Origin of the sequence: Pseudomonas mangiferae, assembly GCF_007109405.1 — a bacterium.
GTDB classification, from domain to species: Bacteria; Pseudomonadota; Gammaproteobacteria; order Pseudomonadales; family Pseudomonadaceae; genus Pseudomonas_T; species Pseudomonas_T mangiferae.
The window spans coordinates 1-24,105 of the sequence record NZ_VJOY01000019.1; the positions used below are offsets into that span (position 1 = coordinate 1).

Consider the following 24,105-nt stretch of genomic DNA (forward strand, 5'->3'; position numbering starts at 1 on the left):
GTGCGGGTGGGCGCTGACCTGCAGGCGGCCGCTTTCCCAGTGGGCCGACACCACCAGGAGCGCCCGCGGGCGCGGTAGCTCGGCCGCGAGGTGGGCCAGGGCGGGACCGCTGTCCCCGGGCTGCAGGGCGAGCAGGGGGGAGCCGTGGGAGATGAACAGGCTGGGAAGCATGACGACGGACCTCGGCGGAAGACGACCGCCATCTTCCCCAGCCATCGGCGGCCAAACCAGTATAAATTCCTGTGTGTTTTCATCGAAACGGTGGTACGGAATGGACCCGGAATTCTGGCAGAAGCGGTGGGACCGCGATCAGATCGGCTTTCACCTGGACCAGGTGAACCCCTACCTGGTGGACTACTGGCCCGGCCTCGGCCTGCCGGACGGGGCGCGGGTGCTGGTGCCGCTGTGCGGCAAGACCCTCGACCTGGTCTGGCTGGCGCGGCAGGGGCACGCGGTACTGGGGGTGGAAAAGGTGGAGAAAGCGGTGAAGGACTTCTTCGCCGAGCAGGACCTGCAGCCAGAGGTAGACACCCTGGGCCGCTTCGCCCGCTACCGGGCGGCTGGCATCGAGTTGCTGTGCGGCGACATATTCGACCTGCGTCCGGAGGACGTGGCCGGGTGCCAGGGGCTGTACGACCGGGCTGCGCTGATCGCCCTGCCGGAAGACTTGCGCGGGCGCTACGTCGAGCACCTGGCGACGATTCTCCCGACCCGCCTCGACGGCTTGCTGATCACCCTCGACTACGACCCAGGCACCCTGCAGGGCCCGCCCTTTGCGGTGGGCGACGGCGAAGTCCGCGCGCGCTTCGCCGCTCCCTTTACCGTGGAACTGCTGGCCAGCCCCGATGTGCTGGCGGACAACTGGAAGTTCCTCGAACGCGGGGTGAAGCGGCTGGACGAGCGGGTCTATCGGCTGAAACGCCAAGCGGCCCCTGCATAGGAGGGTTGCCGCAAGCCGCGTCGCCTGGCCAGGCGCTCGACTATGCGGCTAGTTGCGCGTGGCCTGCAGGCGACGGACGAAGGCATCCGCCTCGTCGATGGAACGCTGCATGTCGCGCACCAGTTGGTCCACGTTGCCCTGCAGGCTGACGTATTCCCCCTGCAGCGCACCGATGGCCCGGGCGTTGAGGTTGTGCTTGAGGAACAGCACCTGGTCGTGGAGCGCCCCCAGCACGGGGTCGATACGTTTTTCCGCGGCCTTCATCCGTTGCAGCAGGGCCTTGTAGGCCTGGCGGGTGCGGGTCAGCTCCTCGGCGCTGATGGCGCGCAGCCGGGTGTCGTGGTACTGGTCCAGCTCATCGTCCCATTCGTCGAACAGCGCGCCCGCCACGTCTTCCACCGCAGCGATTCGGCCGCGCACTTCCCGGGCGCTGGCTTCGCTGGCCTTGTAGTCGGCATCCAGGGCGTCGTAGCGCTTCTCCAGTTCGCCGCCGTTCACCTGGACCACGCTGCGGTAGCGCTCCAGGGCGCTCTGGAACTGCTGCTTGGCGTCGCGCTGGGCATCCCGGGCGTGCTCCACGCGATCGACGAGGATGTCGCGCTTGTGCACGCCCGTCTTTTCCATGGCCGCGTAGTAGGCGCTCTGGCAACCGGTGAGGCCGAGCAGGGCGGTGAGGGCGAGGGCGAATAGGCGCATGGTGGGGCTCTTGAGGGATTGAGGCGCCCACCTTACCCGGATGGTCGCCCATGAAAAAGGCGGCCCGAGGGCCGCCTTCGGTGACGCGTGCGATCAGCCGCGACGACGCATCAGGGTCTCGATGCGCTCTTCCAGCGGCGGGTGGCTCATGAACAGCCCGGCCAGGCCATGCTTGAGGGTGCCGTTGATGCCGAACGCCGCGAGGCTGTCGGGCATCTGCACCGGCACGCCCTGCTCGGCGCGCAGGCGCTGCAGGGCGCCGACCATGGCCGAGGTGCCGGCCAGGCGGGCACCGGCCTCGTCGGCGCGGAATTCGCGGCGGCGGGAGAACCACATGACGATGATGGTGGCGAGGATACCCAGTACCAGCTCGGCGACGATGGTCGCCACGTAGTAGGCGATGCCGTGGCCTTCCTCGTTCTTGAAGATCACCCGGTCGACGAAGTTGCCGAAGATCCGTGCGAAGAACATCACGAAGGTGTTCACCACCCCCTGAATCAGCGCCAGGGTCACCATGTCGCCGTTGGCGACGTGGCCGATCTCGTGGGCCAGCACCGCCTTCACTTCATCCGGGGAGAAACGCTCCAGCAGGCCTTGGCTCACCGCCACCAGGGCGTCGTTCTTGTTCCAGCCGGTGGCGAAGGCGTTGGCTTCGTAGGCGGGGAAGATACCCACCTCGGGCATCTTGATCCCGGCATCCCGGGCCAGTTGCTCGACGGTGTGCAGCAGCCACTGCTCGTGGCGGGTACGCGGCTGGCTGATGATTTCGGTGCCGGTGGTCATCTTCGCCATCCACTTGGAGATGAACAGCGAGAACAGCGACCCGGCGAAGCCGAAGACCGCGCAGAAGATCAGCAGGCTGTTCAGGTTCAGGTCGACCCCGTTGGCCGCCATGATCCCGTTGAAGCCCAACAGGCTCAGGGTGATGCTGGCGATCAGCAGCACCGCCAGGTTGGTGCCCAGGAACAGCAGGATGCGCATCATGGTGGGAACGGTCCTCACGGCAAAAAAGCGAATGTGCGGGTTATATAAGGGGCGCCTGTACGCGATTCAACTTGCAGCTATTTCAAACTGTGTCGTTTCGCCGCGGCCGGGTCACGGCGTGGGCGAAGTGCCACTGTAGCGTTCTTCGCGGGCGTCGCGGCCCTGCAGGGGGCTTTCGAACAGGTGGCGGACCAGCCGCGCGAGGCGCTCGCTGTGGCTGGCCATCAACGCTTCCCGCAACTGGTAGGCCAGCGTCTCGTGGACCCGCCGCACGCTCGGCGGCAGGCTGTCATCGGCCGCCTCGCCACGGGGCAGGGCGCAGGACAGGCGCAGGAAACCCTTCTCGGTGAGCACCGCCTGGTCCAGGGCCTCGTAGCGGATGGTGGTCTCGAAGCGGATGTAGCCTTCTTCGGCCAGCCACAGCAGGGCGCCCAGGCAGCCCTGGTGGCGCTTGCTCGGCAGGCCGAACTCGTCCGGCTCCTCCAGCCCGATCAGGTCCTCGACGTAGAGGGCCGCCTTGCGCGGGAAGACCTGGTACAGGTGCAGCAGGCCGCTGGCGCAGTCCTTGTAGAAATCGTCGATGTGCAGGTCCATGGCGAAGGTCCGGCCTTGAGAGGGGCGAATGGCACCCCGGTTGCCGCCAGTGTCCTCCTGTGGGGAGGGCGACGGAAGGGGGCGCCCGTGCGTCGGCTTACTGGCGGTAGGTGCGGAGGAACTGGCCGATCCGCCCGATGGCCTGCTCCAGGTCGTCTACCCGGGGCAGCGTCACCACCCGGAAATGGTCGGGCCAGGGCCAGTTGAACGCGGTTCCCTGGACGATCAGCAGCTTCTCCGACAGCAGCAGGTCGAGGACGAACTTTTCGTCGTTGTGGATCGGGCAGACCTTCGGGTCGATCCGCGGGAAGGCGTACAGTGCGCCCATGGGTTTGACGCAGCTGACCCCGGGAATGTCGTTGAGCAGTTCCCAGGTGCGGTTGCGCTGCTCCAGCAGCCGGCCGGCGGGCAGCACCAGGTCGTTGATGCTCTGGTAGCCGCCCAGGGCGGTCTGGATCGCGTGCTGGGCCGGCACGTTGGCGCACAGGCGCATGTTGGCGAGGATGTCGAGGCCCTCGATGTAGCTCTTCGCCTGATGCTTCGGGCCGGAGATGGCCACCCAGCCGGAGCGGAAGCCGGCGACCCGGTAGGATTTCGACAGCCCGTTGAACGTCAGGCAGAGCACGTCCGGCGCCAGGGAGGCGGTGGAGATGTGGGTGGCGCCGTCGTAGAGGATCTTGTCGTAGATCTCGTCGGAGAACAGCACCAGGCCGTGCTGCCGTGCCAGCTCGACGATGCCTTCCAGCACCGCCTTGGAGTACACCGCGCCGGTGGGGTTGTTCGGGTTGATCAGCACCAGGGCCTTGGTGTTCGGGGTGATCTTCGCCGCCATGTCGGCGAGGTCGGGGAACCAGTCGGACTGCTCGTCGCACAGGTAGTGCACCGGCTTGCCGCCCGCCAGGCTGACGGCCGCGGTCCACAGGGGGTAGTCCGGCGCCGGGATCAGCACTTCGTCGCCGTTGTTCAGCAACGCCTGCATGGCCATCACGATCAGCTCGGAGACGCCGTTGCCCAGGTAGATGTCCTCGATGCCGACGCCTTCCACCTGCTTCTGCTGGTAGTACTGCATCACCGCCTTGCGGGCGCTGAACAGGCCCTTGGAGTCGCTGTAGCCCTGGGCGGTGGGCAGGTTGCGGATGACGTCCTGGAGGATCTCGTCCGGAGCTTCGAAGCCGAACGGCGCCGGGTTGCCGATGTTCAGCTTGAGGATGCGCTGGCCTTCTTCTTCCAGTCGCTTGGCGTGCTTGAGCACCGGACCGCGGATGTCGTAGCAGACATTGGCGAGCTTGTTCGATTTGCTGACCTGCATGATCCTGATGTCCCCGGACGTGGCGTGGCGGATCGCGGACGGGCGGCGAGGCGGAAACGGGGCGCGGCGAGGCCCGCCTGGTGGCGGACGGCGCGGCCGCTTCGCGGCTCCCGGCGGGCGAGGAACGATCCGGCTGGAATGGCGGCGAATGTCGTTGATCCTTCCGTCCTGCGCGGGCAACCCCGCCGCCTGGCCGAAGGTCCAAGAGCCACGCATCATACGTGCGCCCCCGGGTACCGGAAAGGGTGGCCGGGGCACTTTTATCGTGAGGTGATACATGGAAAAGACGGATAAACCCCTCGAGGCCTGGCGCGAAGAGCTGTCCGAGGCCCAGTACCACGTCTGCCGCCTGGGCGGCACCGAACGCGCCTTCACCGGCGAATACCACGACACCAAGACCCCCGGCATTTACCACTGCGTCTGCTGCGGCACGGCGTTGTTCGATTCCGACGCCAAGTACGACTCCGGCAGCGGCTGGCCCAGCTACTTCCAGCCGGTCTCCGCCGAAGCGGTGAAGGAAAAGGAAGACTTCAGCCATGGCATGCATCGCATCGAAGTCCGCTGCGCCCAGTGCGACGCCCACCTGGGGCACGTATTCCCCGATGGGCCGCGTCCCACCGGCATGCGCTACTGCATCAACTCCGTGGCCCTGAAACTGGTTCCCAAGGACGCCGCTTCTTCATAAGCAACGCGTCAGCGGGCAAATTGGCCCGGCTGATGGAGTGTGAATTGAGTTGTGTGCAATTCAATAGCGCGCTAGCTTTGCGGCTTTTCTCACGAATGGAGGCCGTCATGGCCGATTCGCTGCTGACGATTCCCTGCACCACCGTGACCGGCTCGCGTGCCACCCTCGCGGATTTCCGGGCCCGTGCCCTGCTGGTAGTGAACACCGCCAGCCGCTGCGGATTCACGCCCCAGTACCAGGGCCTGGAATCGCTCTGGCAACGTTATCGGGCGCGCGGGCTGGTGGTCCTGGGGTTCCCGTGCAACCAGTTCGGCCACCAGGAACCGGGGGACGAGGGGGAGATCGCCCAGTTCTGCGAACTGAATTACGGGGTGAGCTTCCCGCTGTTCGCCAAGGTGGAGGTGAACGGGGCGGAGGCCCATCCGCTGTTCGCCGCCCTGAAGCGTCGCGCTCCGGGCCTGCTGGGCAGCCAGGCCATCAAGTGGAATTTCACCAAGTTCCTGCTGGATGGCGACGCCCGCCAGGTCCGCCGTTTCGCCCCCACGACCCGCCCGGAGGCCATGGATGCCTCGGTGGAGGCACTGCTGCGATGAGCGAGGACGCCGCGCTGCGGCTGGACGAGCAGCTGTGCTTCAAGCTGTACGCCGCGTCCCGGGCGGTGATCCGCGGCTACCGACCGATGCTGGAGTCCCTCGGTCTGACCTATCCGCAGTACCTGGCGATGCTGGTGCTCTGGGAATGGCGCGACGCACCGCCTGCGCACCCTACGGTGAAGGCCCTGGGTGAGCGTCTGGCCCTGGATTCCGGCACCCTGACGCCGCTGCTCAAGCGCCTGGAGCACTTGGGGCTGGTGCAGCGGCAGCGGGGGCGCCCTGACGAGCGGGAAGTGCACCTCGCGCTCACCGAGGCCGGGGCAGCCTTGCGCGATCGGGTCGGCCCGTTGCGGGACGCCTTGATGTGCCGGGCGGGGCTGGAGCGGGGCGGGCTGGGTGCGTTGCGTGAACAACTGGACGGGCTGCTGGCGCAGCTCACGGGGTCTGGGTAGCGGGCAGCCAGATGTCCAGCAGGCTGATCAGGTCCTCGCGACGGAACGGCTTGGCCAGGTAATCGTTCATGCCCGCCGCCCGGCAGCGTTCGCGCTCGTCCGGCAGGGCGTTAGCGGTGAGGGCGATGATCGGCAGGTCCGGCCAGCGCCCGCTCTGGCGGATGCGTCGGCTTGCCTCGTAGCCGTCCATCACCGGCATGTTGCAGTCCATCAGGACCAGGTCCACCGACGCCTGCTCCAGGTAGCTCAGGGCCTCGCCGCCATGGCCGGCCACGGTCACCTCGCAGCCCAGCTTGCTCAGCATGCCTTTGGCCACCAGCTGGTTCACCGGGTTGTCTTCCACCAGCAGGATATGGGCGTGGCGCTGGAACGACGTCGAGCGATCCAGCGGCTGCGCGGTGGGCGCCGCCTCCTGGTGCAGGGCGCGGCGCAGGGCCTGGTAAAGGGCCGCCCGCGACAAGGGCCGGGCCAGTTGCTCCAGGGGCGCCAGCGCGCTGCTCTGGGCACTGGGCATGAAGCTGCCATAGGCGGTCACCAGCAGGAACGGGGTGTCCAGCGCCGGGCGCAGGCCCAGCAGCCGGGAGGGATCGTCGCTGAGCACCACGTCGGCGGCCAGGGCGGCGGCGTCCTCATCGTCCTCCTCCAGCAGCCGGTGGGTCATGCCCCAGACCGGCAGCCAGGTCCTCAGCAATTCGGCCAGGCCACTGTTGCCGGCGCACAGCAGCACCAGGCGCCCGGGCAGGGCCGGCCAGCGCGGGGGCGGGGTATGGGCCGGCAGCGGAAGCTCGGCGACGAACTGGCTGCCCACACCCTCGGTGGAGCTGACGTGCAGTTCGCCGTGCATGGCCTCGCAGAGCTTGCGGGTCAGCGCCAGCCCCAGGCCGGTGCCGCCGTACTGGCGGGTGATGCCGACGCCGGCCTGGGCGAACGGCTGGAACAGCCGCGGCAGGCTGTCCGCGGCGATGCCGATGCCGGTATCGCGCACCGTCACCAGGATGCCGTCGGGGCTCTGCGCCACCCGGATGTCCACCCGGCCGAAGCGGGTGAACTTGAGGGCGTTGGACAGCAGGTTGCTGACGACCTGGCGGATGCGCGTGGGGTCGCCGTAGACCATGGCGGGCACGCTCGGGTCTACCAGGCAGATGAGCTCCACCCCTGGCGAGGCGTTCTGCGAGAGCAGGTTGCCGGTGTCCTCCACCAGCGCGCCCAGGTCCATGGGGATGCTTTCCAGCTCCAGTTGCCCGGCCTCGAACTTGGACAGGTCGAGGATATCGTTGAGCAGTTCCACCAGCACCACGCCGGAGTCGTGGGCGATGTTCAGCTGCTGGCGCTGCTCGCCCTCCAGGGGGCCGTCCAGGGCCAGGGCGAGCATGCCCAGCAGGCCGTTGAGCGGGGTGCGGATCTCGTGGCTCATGTTGGCGACGAAGGCCGCCCGTGCCTGGGCCATGTCCAGGGCGTGGCTCCTGGCCACCTCCAGCTCGCGGTTGGACTGGCTCAGGCGGCTGTTGGTGGCCTTGAGCTCGGCGGTGCGCTCCGACACGATGTCTTCCAGCTCGGCGAGGTAGCGGGTCAGGCGGTCCTCGGCCTCGCGGCGCTGCTGGTTTTCCCTGGCGATGCGCGCCAGGTGCTGGTTGGTAGCCTGCACCAGCACGCCGATCTCATCCTGTTCGTGGCCGGGCGGGCAGGGGATGGGGTCGCGGTCGGTGGCGGGGGCGTCGCGGTCGCTGACCGAGCGAATCAGCTCCACCAGCGGCTTGGTCAGCATGAAATAGAACATCACCAGCAGGATCAGCGCCAGCAGCAGGCTGCGGAGGAACCCCATGAACAGGGTCAGCAGCGCACGGTGCAGGAAACTGCTGCCGAAGGCGTAGGTGTCCACCTCCAGGCTCAGTACCCCGAGGTTCTCCAGCGGGGCGTGGGTGATGAACAGGGGATCATTGAACTGGCGGCGCTCGCCGAACAGGAAATCGCTGAACATCCGATCGCCGCTTTCCGCCCGCGGCCTTTCCACCTGAGCCAGAACCATTCCGCTGTTGTCGACTATTTCTGCGCGGATCACCGCCGGCGAACGCAGCAGCCCCTGGACCAGTTCCCGGGCCAGCTCGGCGTCGATGTTGTAGGCGATGCGCGCTGCAGGGTTATGGCTGATTTCCAGTAAGGTATGGATTTCCCGATCGATGGATGCATCTTCGGAAATAAAATCGATGCCTACCTGAAGCAGGCTGAGCAGCATGCCCAACACGAACGCCACCGCTACCGTCAGACTGGCTTGTTTGAACGACAGACGTTGCGTGAGCGAGATATCCATGGGCTGCGAACTTGGCCTTGTTCCCTGCGCAGGCCAAGCATAGCCTATCGCCATTGCGTGAACGCTGTCCCACGTCGGGCGACCTGGTGCCAATTGCGTCGAACTTTAGGAGTATTGCGTGGATTCACGACTTAATGTCTTTCTTGACCGGGCCGACCACATCCTGGCCCGACTCGACCCTCTCCTGCCGGCGATTCCCGTGCCGGTGGACTGGTCCGCCACCCTGGCGGCCCGCTGGCAGCGGGAGGGGCGCAACGGCCACCTGCAGCCGTTGAAAGTGTCCCTCGACCTGAACCTGGACGACCTGATCGGCGTGGACAACCAGCGCGAGCAGCTGGCGCGCAACACCCGCCAGTTCGTCAACGGCCTGCCGGCCAACCATGTCCTGCTGTGGGGCGCCCGGGGGACCGGCAAGTCCTCGATGATCCGCGCGCTGCTGGCCGCCCACGCGGAGCAGGGGCTGCGGCTGATCGAGATCGAGCGCGACCACCTCGCCGACCTGCCGCGGGTGGTGGAGTGCATCGTCGGGCTGCCGCAGCGTTTCGTGGTGTTCTGCGACGACCTTTCCTTCGAATCCGGCGAGGGTGACTACCGGGTGCTGAAGAGCGTGCTGGACGGTTCCCTGGAGCGGGCGCCGGACAACGTGCTGCTGTACGCCACCTCCAACCGCCGGCACCTGGTGCCGGAGCGCGAGAGCGACAACGAGAACTGGAGCCGGGTGGACGGCGAGCTGCACCCCAGCGAGGCGGTGGAGGACAAGATCGCGCTGTCCGACCGCTTCGGCCTGTGGCTGTCCTTCTACCCCTTCACCCAGGACCACTACCTGGCCGTGGTGCGCCACTGGATCGAGGTGCTGGCGCGGGACGCCGGCCTGGAGTGGGAGTGGTCCGACGAGCTGGCCATCCTGGCAGTCCGCTGGGCATCCGGACGCGGCAACCGCAACGGCCGCTGTGCCTACCAGTTCGCCCGGCAGTGGGTCGGCAAGGCGTTGCTGGAGACCGCACCATGATCGACCTGAACCAGGCGGGCGCCGGCCTGCAAGGCTATGCGCTGCTGGCGGCGCAACTGGAAGCGTTGCTGGCCGACGAGCGCGATTTCATCGCCAACGCCTCGCAGTTCGCCGCCTTCCTGTTCCACGAGCTACCGGACCTGAACTGGGCCGGCTTCTACCTCAATCGCGAGGAACAGCTGGTCCTGGGCCCGTTCCAGGGCAAGGTGGCCTGCGTGCGGATTCCGTTCGGAAGGGGCGTCTGCGGCGCGGCGGCCAGCAGCCGGCAGACCCAGCGGGTGGAGGATGTGCATGCGTTTCCCGGTCACATCGCCTGCGACAGCGCCTCCAACAGCGAGCTGGTGGTGCCGTTGGTGAAGCGGGATCGGCTGATCGGTGTGCTGGATCTGGACAGCCCGAAACAGGGGCGTTTCAGCGAGGCGGACCAGGCGGGCATCGAAAGCCTGGCGGCAATCTTCCTGGCCGCCAGCGACTGCTGAGGTGAGTCGTCGCCCGGCCGCTGGCCGGGCGAGCCCATCAGGCGGTGCGGCCCAGCTTGGCGAGCACGTCCCGCTCGCCGGCCAGGACGTGCTGCACCGAAGCGCGCGCCAGCATCCGCTGGTGGTGGGCATCCAGCCGAGGCCAGCGGCCGGCGTCCAGGCGTTCGCCGCCATGCCCCAGGTTGATGAGTTGGCAGGTCACGGCCAGATCGGCCATGGTCAGTCGACCCTCGACGAAGTAGTCGGCGTCGCCCAGGGTCTTCTCCAGGTAGTCGAACAGCGGCGGAAGCTTGTCGTCGAGGATCGCCTGCACCGCCGCCTCGTCGCTGGCCTTGCCCATGATGGGCCGCAGCACCCGGTTGCGGAACACGCCGAAGGTGGTGTGGGGCGCCAGTTCGTAGTCCGCGTATTTCTCCAGCCAGCGCACCCGGGCGCGGCCTTCGGCCGTGGCGCCGTACAGCGGCTGGGCATCGGCATGCTTGTCCTGCAGGTACTGGCAGATCACGCTGGAGTCGGCGAGGGTGAGGTCGCCGTCGCGCAGGGCGGGGATGCGCCCCAGGGGGTTGAGTTCGCGATACCAGTCCGGCACGCCAAAGGGCATCACCACTTCCAGCTGGTACTCGAGGGCCTGTTCGGCAAGGTACAGCCGTACCTTGCGCACGAACGGGGAGAGCGGTGCGCCATACAGGGTCAGGCTCATCGGCGAATCCTTCTAGGGATGATGACGGGGGACGGATGCAGGAGCGCCGTCGCGGCGCTCACTCGTAGAAATTCTTCTTGCGCCAGATATCGTCTTCGTCTTCCAGTTCCTTGAGACCGCCCTGGAGCGGGGCGTCCTCGTCCGCCGGCTGCGCGGCGTCTTCCTCCATCACCAGGGCGGTGGCGCGTTCCAGGTGCGCCTCCAGCTGTTTCAGCTGCTTCTGGTAGAAGGCTGGCTCGGGCTGCTTGCGCAGGTACTGCACGCCCCGCTCGAAGGAGAGCCGGGCCTGGCGCGGCTGCTTCTGCAGCAGCATCTGCTGGCCGAGGTTGGTGAAGAACTCCACGTGCAGGTGCACCAGCATGTGGCGCAGTTCCTTGGCCCAGCTCTTGGCCTCGATGGGTTGCAGGAAGCCATCCTTCACCGCGCGGCCGAGCTGGCCGTGCAGGCTTTCCAGGAGGAAGCGGACTTCCTTGGCCTTGGCCTCGGTGAGGATCGGCTGGACAATGTTGCCCACGGTAATGGCGTCGCCCTTGGCGATCTCTTCCCGCATGGTCTGGGTGCGGCCCTGCAGCGCGGTGTTGCCCTTGTCCACCAGCAGCAGGCGTTCGCTGAGCTGCAGCAGCAGGCGGGTGAGCATCAGCTTGAGGGCGGGGGTCATGAGTTGGCCCGGCATGGACTCGGAAACCTCCGAGCAGCGCCGCAGCCGGTCGTTGAGGTCGGCCTTCTGCCGGGCCTTCTCCAGCTTGTTGGTTTCCAACGTGTGGTTGATGAAACCGATACCGAACAGGGTCGCGACGACTACGACGATCAGGATGGTAATCAGGAGTGGCGACACCTACATTCTCCCGTGAGCGTTTTTGCCCGAGTGTAGTGCCTAAGCCGCACGGCTGATAGATCGTCCGTGCGAATTGCCCCGAACTCGTTGATTTAAAAAATTTTTATCCGAGGGTTGACGAGTGCCCGGAGGCTCCATAAAATGCGCGCCACTTCCAGCGTAAAGCCGAAAGCCAAACGCGGGAAGCCGGAAAAAGCTGTTGTAAGTTCCGGGCCGCGTCCCCTTCGTCTAGTGGCCTAGGACACCGCCCTTTCACGGCGGTAACAGGGGTTCGAGTCCCCTAGGGGACGCCAATGCGGGAATAGCTCAGTTGGTAGAGCACGACCTTGCCAAGGTCGGGGTCGCGAGTTCGAGTCTCGTTTCCCGCTCCAAATTAACGAAAACGCCGCTCATCCGAGCGGCGTTTTCGTTTGCGCGTCATTCAGGCCGGCACGACCGTGCGGCCTCGCTTCTCCTTTCTCTTCATGGCGCTCCTTCCCGGGCGTGGCGCGCCGGGACCCCGTGGTATCCCGGCGCGGGCCATTCCCTCAGGCGCGGCGGTGTACCGAGCGGCCGGCGGCGAAGGTTTCCTTCACCGCGCGGTCGTCGCCCAGCATCATCAGGGCGAACAGCCGTTCCGCCAGGTCCTTGGCCTGGTCCAGGCGGTAGCCCAGCAGCGGTGTGGCGCGGTAGTCCAGCACCACGAAGTCGGCGTCCTTGCCGCTGGCGAAGTTGCCGATGCGGTCGTCCAGGTACAGTGCGCGGGCGCCGCCCAGGGTGGCCAGGTACAGCGACTTGAACGGGTCGAGCTTCTCTCCTTGCAGCTGCATCACCTTGTAGGCCTCGTTGAGGGTCTGCAGCTGCGAGAAGCTGGTGCCGGCGCCGACATCCGTGCCCAGCCCCACCCGTACGCCGTGGCGCTCCAGCTTCGCCAAGTCGAACAGCCCGCTGCCGAGGAACAGGTTCGACGTGGGACAGAAGGCCACCGCCGAGCCGGTTTCCCCCAGCCGGGCGCATTCTTCGTCGCAGACGTGCACGCCGTGGGCGAACACGGAGCGGGGGCCGATCAGCCGGTAATGGTCGTAGACGTCCAGGTAGCCGGTGCGCTCGGGGAACAGCGCCTTCACCCACTCGATCTCCTTGAGGTTCTCCGAGAGGTGGGTGTGCATGTAGAGGCCGGGGTACTCGTGGAACAGCTGGCCGGCCAGGGCCAGTTGCTCCGGGGTGCTGGTGGGGGCGAAGCGCGGGGTCACCGCATAGTGCAGGCGCCCCTTGCCGTGCCAGCGCTCGATCAGCGCCTTGCTGTCGGCATAGCCGCTCTCCGGCGTATCGGTCAGGCCCTCCGGCGCGTTGCGATCCATCAGCACCTTGCCGGCGATCATCCGCAGGTCGAGGGTTTGGGCCGCTTCGAAGAAGGCATCCACCGAGGCCTTGTGCACGCTGCCGAAGACCAGCGCGGTGGTGGTGCCGTTGCGCAGCAGCTCGGCGAGGAAGAATTCCGCCACCTGGCGGGCATGGGCGGGGTCGCCGAAGCGCTGCTCGGTGGGAAAGGTGTAGGTGTTCAGCCAATCCAGCAGTTGCTCACCGTAGGAGGCGATCATGCCGGTCTGCGGGTAATGGATGTGGGTATCGATGAAGCCCGGCACGATCAGGGCGTCCGGGTACTCGGTCACCGGGACGTCGCCCAGGCCGGGCAGCAGCTCGGCGGCGGGACCGACGCGGGCCACCCGGCCGTCCTCGATCACCAGCAGGCCGTCTTCGAAGTATTCATGGGCCTGCCCGGCAGCCGCGTCAGCGGGGTCGGCGAGGCAGTGCAGGATGGCGGCACGGTAGGCGTTCACGGTCGTCATGGCGAGAGTCGTCTGGTTCGGATGAAAGGAAAGCGGAGGCGCGCGCGGGTATCAGCCGGCGCGTTCCGGAGGCGTGCGGCGGGACGCGGGCAGCAGGCGGGCCACCGGCCCGGCGCTGCGTTCCTGCTCGCCGAAGGTGGCGTTATAGGTGGCGATCACTTCGCCGGCAATGGAAATGGCGATCTCCGCCGGCAGTTTGCCCTTCACCTCGGGCAGGCCCATGGGGCAGCGCATGCGCTGGACCACGTCGGCGGCGAAGCCGCGTTCCCGCAGGCGGTGTTCGAACTTGACCCGCTTGGTGCGCGAGCCGATCAGGCCGTAGTAGGCGAAGTCGTTGCGCTGGAGGATCGCCATGCTCAGTTGCAGGTCCAAGGCATGGTCATGGGTCATGACGATGAAGTAGCTGCCCGGCGGCATCCGGTCCACCTCTTCCAGCACGTCGTCGTTGACCACCTTTTCCACACCCTCGGGCAGGGCCGCGGGGAATTCCTCGTCGCGGGAGTCGATCCAGCGGACCTGGCAGGGCAGGCTGGCCAGCAGCGGCGCCAGGGCCCGCCCGACGTGGCCGGCGCCGAACAGCGCGATGCGCGCCTGGGGCAGGCCCATGGGCTCGAACAGCAGCACGGTGGCGCCGCCGCAGCACTGGCCCAGGCTGGCGCCGAGGCTGAAGCGTTCCAGGCGCGTGGCGCGGGCACCGCTGCCCAGCATCTCCCGGGCGATGGCCAGGGCCTTGTACTCAAGATGGCCGCCGCCGATGGTGGCGTAGGCGCGCTCGGCGGCCACCACCATCTTCGAGCCGGCGTCCCGGGGCGTGGAGCCCTGGTCTTCGATGATGGTGACCAGCACGCACGGCTCGCCCCGGGCCTGCAGGTCGGCGAGGGCACTGATCCAGCTCATGGGCGTGCCTTCCGTGGGGTGGTCATGTCCGTCGTCCTCAGGCCGGTTGCGCCGCATCCGCCGGCTCGGCCGTACGCTCGCGGCAGGCGGCTTTCATCTGCTCGATGCCCCAGAGGACCCGTTCCGGCGTCGCCGGTGCGTCGATCCGCGGCTGCAGCCGGTAGTCCGCCAGGCTCGCCACGGCATCCTTGAGGGCGCACCAGACGGCGATGCCCAGCATGAACGGCGGCTCGCCGACGGCCTTGGAGTGAAACACCGTGTCCTCGGGGTTCTTGCGGTTCTCCACCAGCTTGACCCGCAGGTCCGTCGGCACGTCGGCGATGGCTGGGATCTTGTAGCTGGCCGGGCCGCCGGTCATCAGCTTGCCCTTGGCGTTCCACACCAGCTCCTCGGTGGTCAGCCAGCCCATGCCCTGGACGAATCCGCCTTCCACCTGGCCGATGTCGATGGCCGGGTTCAGCGAGGCGCCGACGTCGTGGAGGATGTCGGCGCGCAGCAGACGGTATTCGCCGGTCAGGGTGTCCACCAGCACCTCGGCGCAGGCGGCGCCGAAGGCGAAGTAGTAGAAGGGCCGGCCGCGGGCCTTGTCGCGGTCGTAGTAAATCTTCGGCGTGCGGTAGAAGCCGGTGCTGGACAGCGACACCTGGTTGAAATACGCCTGCTGTACGGTTTCCTCGAAGGACTGGTAGTGCTCGCGGATGCGTACCTGGCCATTGCGGAACTCCACGTCTTCCGGGGTGACCTTGTGCTCCCGAACCAGGAATTCCACCAGCCGGCCCTTGAGGATCTCCGCCGCGTTCTGCGCCGCCTTGCCGTTGAGGTCGGCGCCCGAGGAGGCCGCCGTGGGCGAGGTGTTGGGCACCTTGTCGGTGTTGGTGGCGGTGATGCGGATGCGCGAAATGTCCACCTGGAACACCTCAGCCACCACCTGGGCGACCTTGGTGTTGAGGCCCTGGCCCATTTCCGTGCCGCCGTGGTTCAGGTGGATGCTGCCGTCGGTGTAGATGTGGATCAGTGCGCCGGCCTGGTTGAGGAAGCTGGCGGTGAAGCTGATGCCGAACTTCACCGGCGTCAGGGCCAGGCCTTTCTTCAGCACCGGGTTGGCCGCGTTGAACGCGCGGATGTCCTCGCGCCGGCGGGCGTACTCACTGCTGGCCTCCAGGTCGGCGGTCATCTCGTCCAGCAGGTTGTGCTCGACGGTCTGGTAGTAGTGGGTGACGTTGCGGGTGTCCTTGCCGTAGTAGTTGAGCTTGCGCACCGCCAGCGGGTCCTTGCCCAGGTGGCGGGCCACCGCGTCCATGATCTCCTCGATGGCCACCATGCCCTGGGGGCCGCCGAAGCCGCGGTAGGCGGTGTTGGAGGCGGTGTGGGTCTTGCAGCGATGGCCGTTGATGGTGACGTCCGCCAGGAAGTAGGCGTTGTCGGCGTGGAACATGGCGCGGTCGACGATGGAGCCGGAGAGGTCGGGAGAATAGCCGCAGTTGCCGGCCAGCTCGATCTCGATGCCCTGCAGCAGGCCGTCGTCGTCGAACCCCACGTCGTACTCGACGTAGAACGGGTGGCGCTTGCCGGTGACTTGCATGTCTTCGGCCCGGGGCAGGCGCATCTTGGTGGGGCGGCCGGTGAGGTGGGCGATCACCGCACACAGGCAGGCCGGGCCGGCGGCCTGGGTCTCCTTGCCACCGAAGCCGCCGCCCATGCGGCGCATGTCGATCACCACCTTGTGCATAGGCACCCCGAGCACCTCTGCCACCAGTTTCTGCACCTCGGTGGGGTTCTGGGTGGAGGTGTACACCAGCATGCCGCCATCCTCGGTGGGCATGACCGAGGACACCTGGGTCTCCAGGTAGAAGTGCTCCTGGCCGCCGATGTGCAAGGTCCCCTGCACCCGGTTCGGCGCGCCCGCCAGGGCGGCGCGGGAGTCGCCACGCTTGTGCTGATGGCTGTCGAGGACGAAGTGGCGCTTGCGCAGGGCGTCCTCCACCTCCAGCACCGGCTCCAGGTCCTCGTACTCGATAACGGCGGCCATGGCTGCGCGACGCGCCGTCTCCAGGCTGTCGGCGGCCACCGCCAGCACCACCTGGCCGACGTACTCCACCTTGCCGTCCGCCAGCAGCGGGTCGCCGGCCACCACCGGGCCGATGTCCAGTTGCCCGGGCACGTCGTCCTTGGTGATGACGATGGCCACCCCGGGAACCGCGTAGCAGGGCGTGGTATCGATGCGCAGGATGCGCGCGTGGGCGCGCTCCGAGAGCCGCGCGTAGACGTGCAGCTGGTTGGGGAATTCCAGGCGGTCGTCCACGTAGACCGCCTCACCGGAGACGTGCTTGGCGGCGCTCTCGTGCTCGACGCTGCGACCGACGCCGGTGGTGAGTTCGGCGCGGAATCGCGCGGCCAGTTCGGCCTGGTTCAGGGTCGGCTTATGCATGGGCGGTCACCCGGGTCTCGGCCTGCGGCCGTTGCAGTTCGAGGAAGCATTTGCGCAGCAGGTTCTGCGCCACCAGCAGGCGGTACTCCTTGCTGGCGCGGAAGTCGCTGAGAGGCGCGAAGTCCTGGGCCAGGGCCTCGCAGGCCCGTTCCAGGGTCTGGACGTCGGCGGATGCGCCGTTCAGCACGGCTTCGCAGGCGGCGGCGCGCTTGGGAATCGCCGCCATGCCGCCGTAGGCGATCCGCGCCTCGCGGATCGCGCCATCCACCAGGTCCAGGCTGAACGCCGCGCAGACCGCCGAGATGTCGTCGTCCAGGCGTTTGGAGACCTTGTAGGCCCGGAACGTGCGCTGCGGGGGGCAGCGCGGCACGACGATCTTCTCGATGAATTCGCCTTCCTGGCGGGCGGTCACCTTGTAGTCGATGAAATAGTCTTCCAGGGGCAGGCTGCGGCGCTCGGCGCCGCGACGCAGCACCAGGCGGGCACCGAGGGCGATCAGCAGCGGTGGCGAGTCGCCGATGGGCGAGGCGTTGCCGATGTTGCCGCCCAGGGTCCCCTGGTTGCGAATCTGCAGGGAGGCGAAGCGGTTGAGTAGTTCGCCGAAGTCCGGGTATTCCGCCGCCAGGGCCGCGTAGCAGTCCGACAGCGGGGTGGCGGCGCCGATCTCCAGGCGATCGTCGAAGGCCTCGATGCGCTTCATGTCGGCGACGTGGCCCACGTAGATCATCGCGGGCAGGGTGCGGTGGAACTGGGTGACCTCCAGCGCCAGGTCGGTGCCGCCGGCCAGCAGGCGCGCCTGGGGGTTGGCGGCGTACAGCTCGGCCAGGTCGGCCACGGTGAGGGGCACCTGGCAGCGCTTGTCGTCGCGCTGCAGCTCGGCGGTTTCCCGCGGGGCGATGGCCTTGAGGCGGGCCAGGGTCTCGGCTTCTGCGGCGTCGAACTGGTCGGGCGCGGCGTCCCGGCAGGCCTGCTCGGCGGCGGCCAGGATCGGTCGGTAGCCGGTACAGCGGCAGAGGTTGCCGGCCAGGGCCTCCAGGGTTTCGTGGTGGTCATAGCCGCCGACCCGGTTCTTCTGCAGGGCGAACAGCGACATGACGAAGCCGGGGGTGCAGAAGCCGCACTGGGAGCCGTGGCAGTCCACCATGGTCTGCTGCACGGTGTGCAGGCGACCGCGGTGCTTGAGGTCCTCGATGCTGATCAGCTGGCGGCCATGGAGGGCGGAGACGAAGGTCAGGCAGGCATTGACGGTGCGGTAGCGGATGCGCTCGCCATCGACCTCGCCGAGCACCACGGTGCAGGCGCCGCAGTCACCGGAGGCGCAGCCTTCCTTGGTGCCGGGCCGGCCCAGGGGGCCGCGCAGGTAGTTGAGCACGGTGAGGTTGGGATCGAGAGCGTACTCGGTGCGCAATTCCCGATTGAGTAAGAACTGGATCACGGACCACCTTCAGGCTTTTCTCGTTATTGTTCCGCGCGGGGGTCCCGCACATGGCGGCCAATCTAGTGAGAGCTGACTTTCAGGTCAATTTTATTTTTGACCCAAAAGTCAGGATCGGCCATGCCAGCGGATGGACGGTTCATGCGGGAAAAGCGGGTTTCGTGCCAGGAACGGCGGCGCCGCGACGGGCCGCGCGACGGCGGCCCGGGGCACAGGAACGGGGTGGGATGGGCTCAGGCGGGCGTGCCGCCCAGCCTGGCGACGCTCTCCAGGGCGCCCATGGCCTGGGCCGAGGCGAGGGCGTCGAGGCCGCGGCTGTCCCGGGCAGCGGGGTCGGCGCCGTTCGCCAGCAGCAGGTCGATGATCGCCAGGCGGTTGAACATGGCCGCCATCATCAGCGCGGTCTTGCCGTCCGGGCCGGCGCCGTTGACGTGGGCGCCGTTGTCCAGCAGGAGCCGGGCCATCTCCAGGTCGCCCTTGAAGGCTGCCCCGGCAAGGGGCATCTGGCTACTGTCGTTGCACAGGTTCGGGTCCGCGCCGTGGTCCAGCAGCACCCGGGCAGCGGCCTGGTGGCCGTGGTAGCTGGCCAGCATCAGCAGGCTGTCGCCCTTGTGGTTGCGCAGGTTCGGCGGCAGGCCTTTCTCCAGCAGGCGGCCGAGCATGTCGGCGTCGCCCTCGCGGGCCACCTGGAACACCTGGTTGGCGAATTCGATGGATTCTTCTTCGGTCATCGGGGTGGCGGACGATCCATCCGGCGTGGCGATGCTCATGGGGGCTCCTTGGGCGAATGGCGCGCCTCCCGCGGCGCACCAATGGCTATGTGACCGCGGCGAGCCGGGAACGCTCCGGCGCCCGCGCCGATGGCGCCATCCTCCCGGTACGAAGAAAAAGGCCCGACCGGATCGCTCCGGTCGGGCCTTTTCGTGCAGGACGGGTTCAGCCCTTGCGAGCGCCGTGGGCTTGTTGGTCAGCGTGGTAGGACGAGCGCACCAGGGGGCCGGAGGCGACGTTCTTGAAGCCCATCGCCTCACCCTGCTCGGCGAACCAGGCGAAGGTGTCCGGGTGGACGAAGCGCTGCACTGGCAGGTGGTTGCGAGACGGCTGCAGGTACTGGCCGAGGGTGAGCATGTCGATGTCGTGCTCGCGCATGCGCTGCATCACCTCGATCACTTCCTCGTCGGTTTCTCCCAGGCCCAGCATCAGCCCGGACTTGGTGGGCACGTGGGGCACCAGGTGCTTGAACTTCTCCAGCAGGTCCAGGGACCACTCGAAGTCCGAGCCCGGCCGCGAGGAGCGGTATAGCCGCGGCACGGTTTCCAAGTTGTGGTTGAACACGTCAGGCGGCTCGGCGGCGGTGATCTCCAGGGCCACGTCCATGCGCCCGCGGTAGTCCGGCACCAGGGTCTCCAGCTGCACGCCCGGGGACAGGGCGCGGATTTCCCGCAGGCAATCGGCGAAGTGCTGGGCGCCGCCATCGCGCAGGTCGTCGCGGTCCACCGAAGTGATCACCACGTACTTCAGCCGCAGGTCGGCGATGGCCACCGCCAGATTCTTCGGCTCGTCGGTGTCCAGGGGTTTCGGCCGGCCGTGGCCGACGTCGCAGAACGGGCAGCGGCGGGTGCAGATGTCGCCCATGATCATGAAGGTGGCAGTGCCGCCGGAGAAGCACTCGCCCAGGTTGGGGCAGGAGGCTTCCTCGCAGACGCTGTGCAGCTTGTGCTTGCGCAGCAGCTGCTTGATCCGCTCCACCTCCGGCGATACCGGCAGGCGCACGCGGATCCAGTCGGGCTTCTTCGGCAGTTCCTCGGTGGGGATGATCTTCACCGGGATGCGCGCGACCTTCTCGGCGCCGCGCAGCTTGACGCCGGCCTCGACCTTGGGCCGCGCGGCGGGGCGCTCGGTGGCATTCATGGCGGTACTCCTGAAGAGGGGGAGCGCGCGACCCGAGGCCGCGCGCCGTGGCTCAGCCGCGGTAGTAGCGTTGCGGCACGAAGGGGGTCTTGGCCACCTTCATGGGCACGCGCTTGCCGCGCACCAGGGCCCACACTTCGCTGTCCAGGGCGGCGTGCTCGGCCTTCAGGTAGCCCATGGCCACCGGGGCGCCGAGGCTCGGGCCGAAGCCGCCGCTGCTCACCGAGCCCACCACCTGGCCGCCGGCGTCGACGATTTCCGCGCCTTCGCGCACCGGGGTGCGTTCCTGGGGCAGCAGGCCGACGCGCTTGCTGGCCACGCCGTCGCGCTGCTGGGCAAACAGGCGCTCGGCACCGGGGAAGCCGCCGGCCCGGGCGCCGTCGGTGCGGCGCACCTTGGACACGGCCCAGAGCAGGCTGGCCTCGGCCGGGGTGGTGCGCTCGCTCATGTCGTGGCCGTACAGGCACAGGCCGGCTTCCAGGCGCAGGGAGTCCCGGGCGCCGAGGCCGATGGGCTCCACTTCCGGCTCGGCCAGCAGGCTGCGGGCCAGGGTTTCCGCGTGTTCCACCGGTACCGAGATCTCGAAGCCGTCCTCGCCGGTGTAGCCGGAGCGGCTGACGTAGCAGTCCACCCCCAGCAGGCGCACCGCGGCGAATTGCATGAAGGTCATCTTCGCCACTTCCGGCGCCAGGCGCGCCAGCACGCTGGCCGCGGCCGGGCCCTGCAGGGCCAGCAGCGCCCGGCTGTCGAACAGGCTGACGATTTCGCAGCGCTCGCCGATGTGCCGGCGCAGGTGTGCCAGGTCGGCGTCCTTGCAGGCGGCGTTGACCACCAGGAACAGGGCGTCGCCGGTGTTGGCCACCATCAGGTCGTCGAGGATGCCGCCCTGCTCGTCGGTGAACAGCGCGTAGCGCTGCATGCCCACCGGCAGGTCGAGGATGTCCACCGGCACCAGGGTCTCCAGGGCCGCGGCGGCGTCCGGGCCGCGCAGCAGCAGCTGGCCCATGTGGGAGACGTCAAACAGGCCGGCCTTCTCGCGGGTGTGCAGGTGTTCCTTCATCACGCCCAGCGGGTACTGCACCGGCATGTCGTAGCCGGCGAACGGCACCATGCGCGCGCCGAGTTCCAGGTGCAGAGCGTGCAGCGGGGTTTTTGCCAGGGTCTCGCTCATGGGAATCTCCTTGGAGGGCGCCGCCTGGGGCGGGCCCGGGTTGAGTTGGAGTAGCGACCGCGCCCGGGGCGCGGCCGGTCAGCATTCGATGATGTTCACGGCGAGGCCGCCGCGGGCGGTTTCCTTGTACTTGCTCTTCATGTCGGCGCCGGTCTGGCGCATGGTGCGGATCACCTTGTCCAGGGACACGAAGTGCTGGCCATCGCCCCGCAGCGCCATGCGCGCGGCGTTGATGGCCTTCACCGAGCCCATGGCGTTGCGCTCGATGCAGGGCACCTGCACCAGCCCGCCGATGGGGTCGCAGGTCAGGCCGAGGTTGTGCTCCATGCCGATCTCGGCGGCGTTCTCCACCTGCTGCGGGGTGCCTCCCAGCACCTCGCAGAGGGCGCCGGCGGCCATGGAGCAGGCGACCCCCACCTCGCCCTGGCAGCCCACCTCGGCACCGGAGATGGAGGCGTTCTCCTTGTAGAGGATGCCGATGGCGGCGGCGGTGAGCAGGAAACGCACCACGCCGTCGTCGTCGGCTCCGGCGATGAAGCGGTTGTAGTAGTGCAGCACCGCCGGGACGATGCCGGCGGCGCCGTTGGTGGGGGCGGTGACGACCCGCCCGCCGCTGGCGTTCTCCTCGTTCACCGCCAGGGCGTAGAGGTTGACCCAGTCCAGCACCGAGAGAGTGTCGCGCAGGGCGGCCTCGGGGTGCGCGCTCAATTGGCGATGCAGCGCCGGGGCGCGGCGCTTGACCTTGAGCCCGCCGGGCATGATGCCCTCGTTGCGGTAGCCGGCCTGCACGCAGTCCTGCATCACCTGCCAGATGCGCAGCAGCCCGGCGCGGGTCTCCGCCTCGGGCCGCCAGGCGGCTTCGTTGGCCAGCATCACCTGGCTGATGGACAGCCGCTGCGCGGTGCAATGGCCGAGCAGCTCGCGGGCGGTCTTGAACGGGTAGGGCAGCGGCGTGCTGTCCTCGACGATGCGGTCGGCGCCGGCGGCGTCCTCGTCCACCACGAAGCCGCCGCCCACCGAGTAGTACTCGCGGCTGCGGGTCTGCAGGCCGGCGGCATCGAAGGCGCGGAAGATCATGCCGTTGGGGTGGTAAGGCAGCGGCTTGCGGATCATCGCCAGGTGTTCCTTCTCGACGAAGCGCAAGGGTTTCTCGCCCAGCAGGCGCAGCTCGCCCTGGCTGCGGATGCGCTCCAGGCGGGCGGGAATCCCGGCGGTGTCCACGGTGTCCGGGTGGTCGCCCTCCAGGCCGAGCAGCACCGCCTTGTCGCTGCCGTGGCCCTTGCCGGTGGCGCCCAGGGAACCGTACAGCTCCACCTTGACCCCCGCGACCGCCTCTAGCAGGCCGTCGCGGCGCAGGCCTTCGACGAAGCGCGCGGCGGCGCGCATCGGGCCGACGGTGTGGGAACTGGACGGACCGATGCCGATCTTGAACAGGTCGAAAACGCTGAGAGACATAGGGCCTCGTTGGCCGGCGGCGGAGCGCACCGCCGGCTCGGGTGGGTCAGTCGGCGTAGACCGGGTAGGTCCGGCAGAGATCGGCGACCTGGCCGCGGACCCGTTCGATGACCGCCGGGTTGCCCAGGTCGTCGAGGATGTCGCAGATCCAGCCGGCCAGTTCGCGGCATTCGCGCTCGCGGAAGCCGCGGGTGGTCACCGCCGGGGTGCCGATGCGGATGCCGGAGGTGACGAAGGGCGACTGCGGGTCGTTGGGCACGGCGTTCTTGTTCACCGTGATATGGGCGCGGCCGAGGGCGGCGTCGGCGTCCTTCCCGGTCAGGCCCTGGCGGATCAGGCTGAGCAGGAACAGGTGGTTGTCGGTGCCGCCGGAGACCACCTCGTAGCCCCGCTCGACGAACACCTCGGCCATGGCTCGGGCGTTGTCGATCACCTGCTTCTGGTAAGCCTTGAAGCCGGGCTCCTGGGCTTCCTTGAAGCACACTGCCTTGGCGGCGATCACGTGCATCAGCGGGCCGCCCTGGGCACCGGGGAAGACTGCGGAGTTGAGCTTCTTCTCCAGCTCCTCGTTCTTCTTCGCCAGGATCAGGCCGCCGCGGGGGCCGCGCAGGGTCTTGTGGGTGGTGGTGGTGACCACGTCGGCGTAGGGCACCGGGTTCGGATACAGCCCGGCGGCCACCAGGCCGGCGACGTGGGCCATGTCGACGAACAGGTAGGCGCCCACCTTGTCGGCGATGGCACGGAAGCGCGGGAAGTCCAGCACCCGGGAATAGGCGGAGAAGCCGGCGACGATCATCTTCGGCTTGTGCTCCACGGCCAGGCGTTCCACCTCGTCGTAGTCGATCAGGCCGTTCTCGTCGATGCCGTACTGCACCGCGTTGTACAGCTTGCCCGAGGCGCTGACCTTGGCGCCGTGGGTCAGGTGACCGCCGTGGGCCAGGCTCATGCCGAGCAGGGTGTCGCCGGCATTCAGCAGCGCCAGGTAGACCTCGGCGTTGGCCGACGATCCGGAATGGGGCTGGACGTTGGCGTAGTCGGCGCCGAACAGCTGCTTGGCGCGGTCGATGGCCAGTTGCTCCACCTTGTCCACGTGCTCGCAGCCGCCGTAGTAGCGCTTGCCCGGGTAGCCTTCGGCGTACTTGTTGGTCAGGCCGGTGCCCTGGGCCTGCATCACCCGGGGGCTGGCGTAGTTTTCCGAAGCGATCAGCTCGATGTGGTCTTCCTGGCGGTGGTCTTCGGCCTGGATCGCGGCCAGCAGGGCGTCGTCGTATCCGGCGAGTCGGTCTTGTTTACTGAACATGGCAAGGCTCCGGCCATTCTTCTTGTGGTTCGCCGGGCGGGCCCGGCGATCGGGGAAACGCGACGGCTCGGGCCCGCGCATCCGGCGCGGGCCCG

22 protein-coding genes, 2 tRNA genes and 1 pseudogene are annotated in these 24,105 nt (G+C 68.0%); 8 read left to right on the plus strand and 17 right to left on the minus strand.

Annotated features, from left to right (window positions below; all coding sequences use genetic code 11):
* A pseudogene (locus FM069_RS18980) lies at window positions 1-171 on the minus strand (dioxygenase); the annotation flags it as partial.
* 100 nt (window positions 172-271) lie between these two features.
* Here FM069_RS18980 and FM069_RS18985 point away from each other — a divergent pair.
* Window positions 272-940 (plus strand): thiopurine S-methyltransferase, encoded by a 669-nt coding sequence (locus FM069_RS18985; RefSeq protein WP_143489951.1) that lies wholly within the window; start codon window positions 272-274, stop codon window positions 938-940.
* Window positions 941-988: 48 nt separating this feature from the next.
* Here the strand turns inward: FM069_RS18985 and FM069_RS18990 are convergent, their stop codons facing one another.
* The 4 genes from FM069_RS18990 to FM069_RS19005 all read right to left on the minus strand — a co-directional run bounded on the left by FM069_RS18990 (window position 989) and on the right by FM069_RS19005 (window position 4,523).
* On the minus strand, window positions 989-1,636 hold the full coding sequence (locus tag FM069_RS18990) for a DUF2959 domain-containing protein (protein WP_143489952.1): 648 nt from the start codon (window positions 1,634-1,636) through the stop codon (window positions 989-991).
* A gap of 93 nt (window positions 1,637-1,729) precedes the next feature.
* The gene (htpX, locus tag FM069_RS18995; RefSeq protein WP_143489954.1) at window positions 1,730-2,620 is read right to left on the minus strand and encodes a protease HtpX; all 891 of its coding nucleotides are present in this window, start codon (window positions 2,618-2,620) and stop codon (window positions 1,730-1,732) included.
* 111 nt (window positions 2,621-2,731) lie between these two features.
* The gene (locus tag FM069_RS19000; RefSeq protein WP_143489955.1) at window positions 2,732-3,214 is read right to left on the minus strand and encodes a hypothetical protein; all 483 of its coding nucleotides are present in this window, start codon (window positions 3,212-3,214) and stop codon (window positions 2,732-2,734) included.
* Window positions 3,215-3,311: 97 nt separating this feature from the next.
* Window positions 3,312-4,523, minus strand: coding sequence for a pyridoxal phosphate-dependent aminotransferase (locus FM069_RS19005; RefSeq protein WP_143489957.1), 1,212 nt, complete (start codon window positions 4,521-4,523; stop codon window positions 3,312-3,314).
* Window positions 4,524-4,800: 277 nt separating this feature from the next.
* Here FM069_RS19005 and msrB point away from each other — a divergent pair, with 277 nt between their 5' ends.
* The 3 genes from msrB (at window position 4,801) to FM069_RS19020 (ending at window position 6,253) form a co-directional block, all read left to right on the plus strand.
* Window positions 4,801-5,208, plus strand: coding sequence for a peptide-methionine (R)-S-oxide reductase MsrB (gene msrB, locus FM069_RS19010; protein WP_143489958.1), 408 nt, complete (start codon window positions 4,801-4,803; stop codon window positions 5,206-5,208).
* Window positions 5,209-5,315: 107 nt separating this feature from the next.
* The gene (locus FM069_RS19015) at window positions 5,316-5,801 is read left to right on the plus strand and encodes a glutathione peroxidase (protein WP_143489960.1); all 486 of its coding nucleotides are present in this window, start codon (window positions 5,316-5,318) and stop codon (window positions 5,799-5,801) included.
* Window positions 5,798-6,253, plus strand: coding sequence for a MarR family winged helix-turn-helix transcriptional regulator (locus FM069_RS19020; RefSeq protein ID WP_143489962.1), 456 nt, complete (start codon window positions 5,798-5,800; stop codon window positions 6,251-6,253). Before FM069_RS19015 ends, FM069_RS19020 begins: the two co-directional genes overlap by 4 nt.
* Here FM069_RS19020 and FM069_RS19025 read toward each other — a convergent pair.
* Window positions 6,237-8,561 carry an ATP-binding protein gene (locus tag FM069_RS19025; RefSeq protein WP_143489963.1) on the minus strand — a complete coding sequence of 775 codons (2,325 nt, stop codon included), beginning with the start codon at window positions 8,559-8,561 and terminating at the stop codon, window positions 6,237-6,239. The genes FM069_RS19020 and FM069_RS19025 overlap by 17 nt on opposite strands.
* A 118-nt stretch (window positions 8,562-8,679) precedes the next feature.
* On the opposite strand from FM069_RS19025, the gene FM069_RS19030 reads away from it, so the two are divergent.
* Both FM069_RS19030 and FM069_RS19035 read left to right on the plus strand, forming a co-directional pair.
* Complete coding sequence (locus tag FM069_RS19030; protein WP_143489964.1) at window positions 8,680-9,570, plus strand: ATP-binding protein; 891 nt, start codon at window positions 8,680-8,682, stop codon at window positions 9,568-9,570.
* Window positions 9,567-10,049, plus strand: a complete 483-nt coding sequence (locus tag FM069_RS19035) for a GAF domain-containing protein (RefSeq protein WP_143489965.1) — start codon at window positions 9,567-9,569, stop codon at window positions 10,047-10,049. Before FM069_RS19030 ends, FM069_RS19035 begins: the two co-directional genes overlap by 4 nt.
* 37 nt (window positions 10,050-10,086) lie before the next feature.
* On the opposite strand, the gene FM069_RS19040 is transcribed toward FM069_RS19035, so the two are convergent.
* The gene (locus FM069_RS19040) at window positions 10,087-10,749 is read right to left on the minus strand and encodes a glutathione S-transferase family protein (RefSeq protein ID WP_143489967.1); all 663 of its coding nucleotides are present in this window, start codon (window positions 10,747-10,749) and stop codon (window positions 10,087-10,089) included.
* Window positions 10,750-10,807: 58 nt separating this feature from the next.
* Complete coding sequence (locus FM069_RS19045; protein WP_143489969.1) at window positions 10,808-11,584, minus strand: hypothetical protein; 777 nt, start codon at window positions 11,582-11,584, stop codon at window positions 10,808-10,810.
* A 217-nt stretch (window positions 11,585-11,801) separates the two neighbouring features.
* Here FM069_RS19045 and FM069_RS19050 point away from each other — a divergent pair.
* Together FM069_RS19050 and FM069_RS19055 are read left to right on the plus strand one after the other, a co-directional pair.
* Window positions 11,802-11,877, plus strand: a tRNA-Glu gene (locus FM069_RS19050).
* A 2-nt stretch (window positions 11,878-11,879) separates the two neighbouring features.
* A tRNA-Gly gene (locus tag FM069_RS19055) sits at window positions 11,880-11,955 on the plus strand.
* Between the two features lie 156 nt (window positions 11,956-12,111).
* Here the strand turns inward: FM069_RS19055 and guaD are convergent.
* The 9 genes from guaD to glyA all read right to left on the minus strand — a co-directional run bounded on the left by guaD (window position 12,112) and on the right by glyA (window position 24,010).
* The gene (gene guaD, locus FM069_RS19060) at window positions 12,112-13,413 is read right to left on the minus strand and encodes a guanine deaminase (RefSeq protein ID WP_143489970.1); all 1,302 of its coding nucleotides are present in this window, start codon (window positions 13,411-13,413) and stop codon (window positions 12,112-12,114) included.
* A 51-nt stretch (window positions 13,414-13,464) separates the two neighbouring features.
* Window positions 13,465-14,310 (minus strand): xanthine dehydrogenase accessory protein XdhC, encoded by an 846-nt coding sequence (gene xdhC, locus FM069_RS19065; protein ID WP_143489972.1) that lies wholly within the window; start codon window positions 14,308-14,310, stop codon window positions 13,465-13,467.
* Window positions 14,311-14,347: 37 nt separating this feature from the next.
* Window positions 14,348-16,738, minus strand: a complete 2,391-nt coding sequence (gene xdhB / locus FM069_RS19070; protein WP_143489973.1) for a xanthine dehydrogenase molybdopterin binding subunit — start codon at window positions 16,736-16,738, stop codon at window positions 14,348-14,350.
* Complete coding sequence (xdhA, locus tag FM069_RS19075) at window positions 16,731-18,173, minus strand: xanthine dehydrogenase small subunit (RefSeq protein WP_143489975.1); 1,443 nt, start codon at window positions 18,171-18,173, stop codon at window positions 16,731-16,733. Before xdhA ends, xdhB begins: the two co-directional genes overlap by 8 nt.
* Window positions 18,174-18,406: 233 nt before the next feature.
* Entirely contained in the window at window positions 18,407-18,943 is a 537-nt protein-coding gene (locus FM069_RS19080) for an ankyrin repeat domain-containing protein (protein WP_233282086.1), read from the minus strand.
* A 166-nt stretch (window positions 18,944-19,109) separates the two neighbouring features.
* Window positions 19,110-20,084, minus strand: a complete 975-nt coding sequence (gene lipA, locus FM069_RS19085; RefSeq protein ID WP_143489976.1) for a lipoyl synthase — start codon at window positions 20,082-20,084, stop codon at window positions 19,110-19,112.
* A gap of 52 nt (window positions 20,085-20,136) precedes the next feature.
* Complete coding sequence (gcvT, locus tag FM069_RS19090) at window positions 20,137-21,255, minus strand: glycine cleavage system aminomethyltransferase GcvT (RefSeq protein ID WP_143489978.1); 1,119 nt, start codon at window positions 21,253-21,255, stop codon at window positions 20,137-20,139.
* 78 nt (window positions 21,256-21,333) lie between these two features.
* Window positions 21,334-22,710: an L-serine ammonia-lyase gene (locus FM069_RS19095; RefSeq protein ID WP_143489980.1), complete on the minus strand. Its 1,377-nt coding sequence runs from the start codon at window positions 22,708-22,710 to the stop codon at window positions 21,334-21,336.
* Window positions 22,711-22,756: 46 nt separating this feature from the next.
* Entirely contained in the window at window positions 22,757-24,010 is a 1,254-nt protein-coding gene (glyA, locus tag FM069_RS19100) for a serine hydroxymethyltransferase (RefSeq protein ID WP_143489982.1), read from the minus strand.
* Window positions 24,011-24,105: the final 95 nt, after the last annotated feature.

Excerpts from the sequence above, each read along its gene's own strand:
- FM069_RS19095 (WP_143489980.1), bottom strand. The coding sequence starts at position 22,710 with ATGTCTCTCAGCGTTTTCGACCTGTTCAAGATCGGCATCGGTCCGTCC.
- htpX (WP_143489954.1), bottom strand. The coding sequence starts at position 2,620 with ATGATGCGCATCCTGCTGTTCCTGGGCACCAACCTGGCGGTGCTGCTG.
- FM069_RS18985 (WP_143489951.1), top strand. The coding sequence starts at position 272 with ATGGACCCGGAATTCTGGCAGAAGCGGTGGGACCGCGATCAGATCGGC.
- FM069_RS19015 (WP_143489960.1), top strand. The coding sequence starts at position 5,316 with ATGGCCGATTCGCTGCTGACGATTCCCTGCACCACCGTGACCGGCTCG.
- xdhC (WP_143489972.1), bottom strand. The coding sequence starts at position 14,310 with ATGAGCTGGATCAGTGCCCTCGCCGACCTGCAGGCCCGGGGCGAGCCG.
- FM069_RS19035 (WP_143489965.1), top strand. The coding sequence starts at position 9,567 with ATGATCGACCTGAACCAGGCGGGCGCCGGCCTGCAAGGCTATGCGCTG.
- guaD (WP_143489970.1), bottom strand. The coding sequence starts at position 13,413 with ATGACGACCGTGAACGCCTACCGTGCCGCCATCCTGCACTGCCTCGCC.
- FM069_RS19040 (WP_143489967.1), bottom strand. The coding sequence starts at position 10,749 with ATGAGCCTGACCCTGTATGGCGCACCGCTCTCCCCGTTCGTGCGCAAG.
- xdhB (WP_143489973.1), bottom strand. The coding sequence starts at position 16,738 with ATGCATAAGCCGACCCTGAACCAGGCCGAACTGGCCGCGCGATTCCGC.
- msrB (WP_143489958.1), top strand. The coding sequence starts at position 4,801 with ATGGAAAAGACGGATAAACCCCTCGAGGCCTGGCGCGAAGAGCTGTCC.
- lipA (WP_143489976.1), bottom strand. The coding sequence starts at position 20,084 with ATGAATGCCACCGAGCGCCCCGCCGCGCGGCCCAAGGTCGAGGCCGGC.
- FM069_RS19025 (WP_143489963.1), bottom strand. The coding sequence starts at position 8,561 with ATGGATATCTCGCTCACGCAACGTCTGTCGTTCAAACAAGCCAGTCTG.
- FM069_RS19080 (WP_233282086.1), bottom strand. The coding sequence starts at position 18,943 with ATGAGCATCGCCACGCCGGATGGATCGTCCGCCACCCCGATGACCGAA.
- glyA (WP_143489982.1), bottom strand. The coding sequence starts at position 24,010 with ATGTTCAGTAAACAAGACCGACTCGCCGGATACGACGACGCCCTGCTG.
- FM069_RS18990 (WP_143489952.1), bottom strand. The coding sequence starts at position 1,636 with ATGCGCCTATTCGCCCTCGCCCTCACCGCCCTGCTCGGCCTCACCGGT.
- gcvT (WP_143489978.1), bottom strand. The coding sequence starts at position 21,255 with ATGAGCGAGACCCTGGCAAAAACCCCGCTGCACGCTCTGCACCTGGAA.
- FM069_RS19020 (WP_143489962.1), top strand. The coding sequence starts at position 5,798 with ATGAGCGAGGACGCCGCGCTGCGGCTGGACGAGCAGCTGTGCTTCAAG.
- FM069_RS19000 (WP_143489955.1), bottom strand. The coding sequence starts at position 3,214 with ATGGACCTGCACATCGACGATTTCTACAAGGACTGCGCCAGCGGCCTG.
- FM069_RS19005 (WP_143489957.1), bottom strand. The coding sequence starts at position 4,523 with ATGCAGGTCAGCAAATCGAACAAGCTCGCCAATGTCTGCTACGACATC.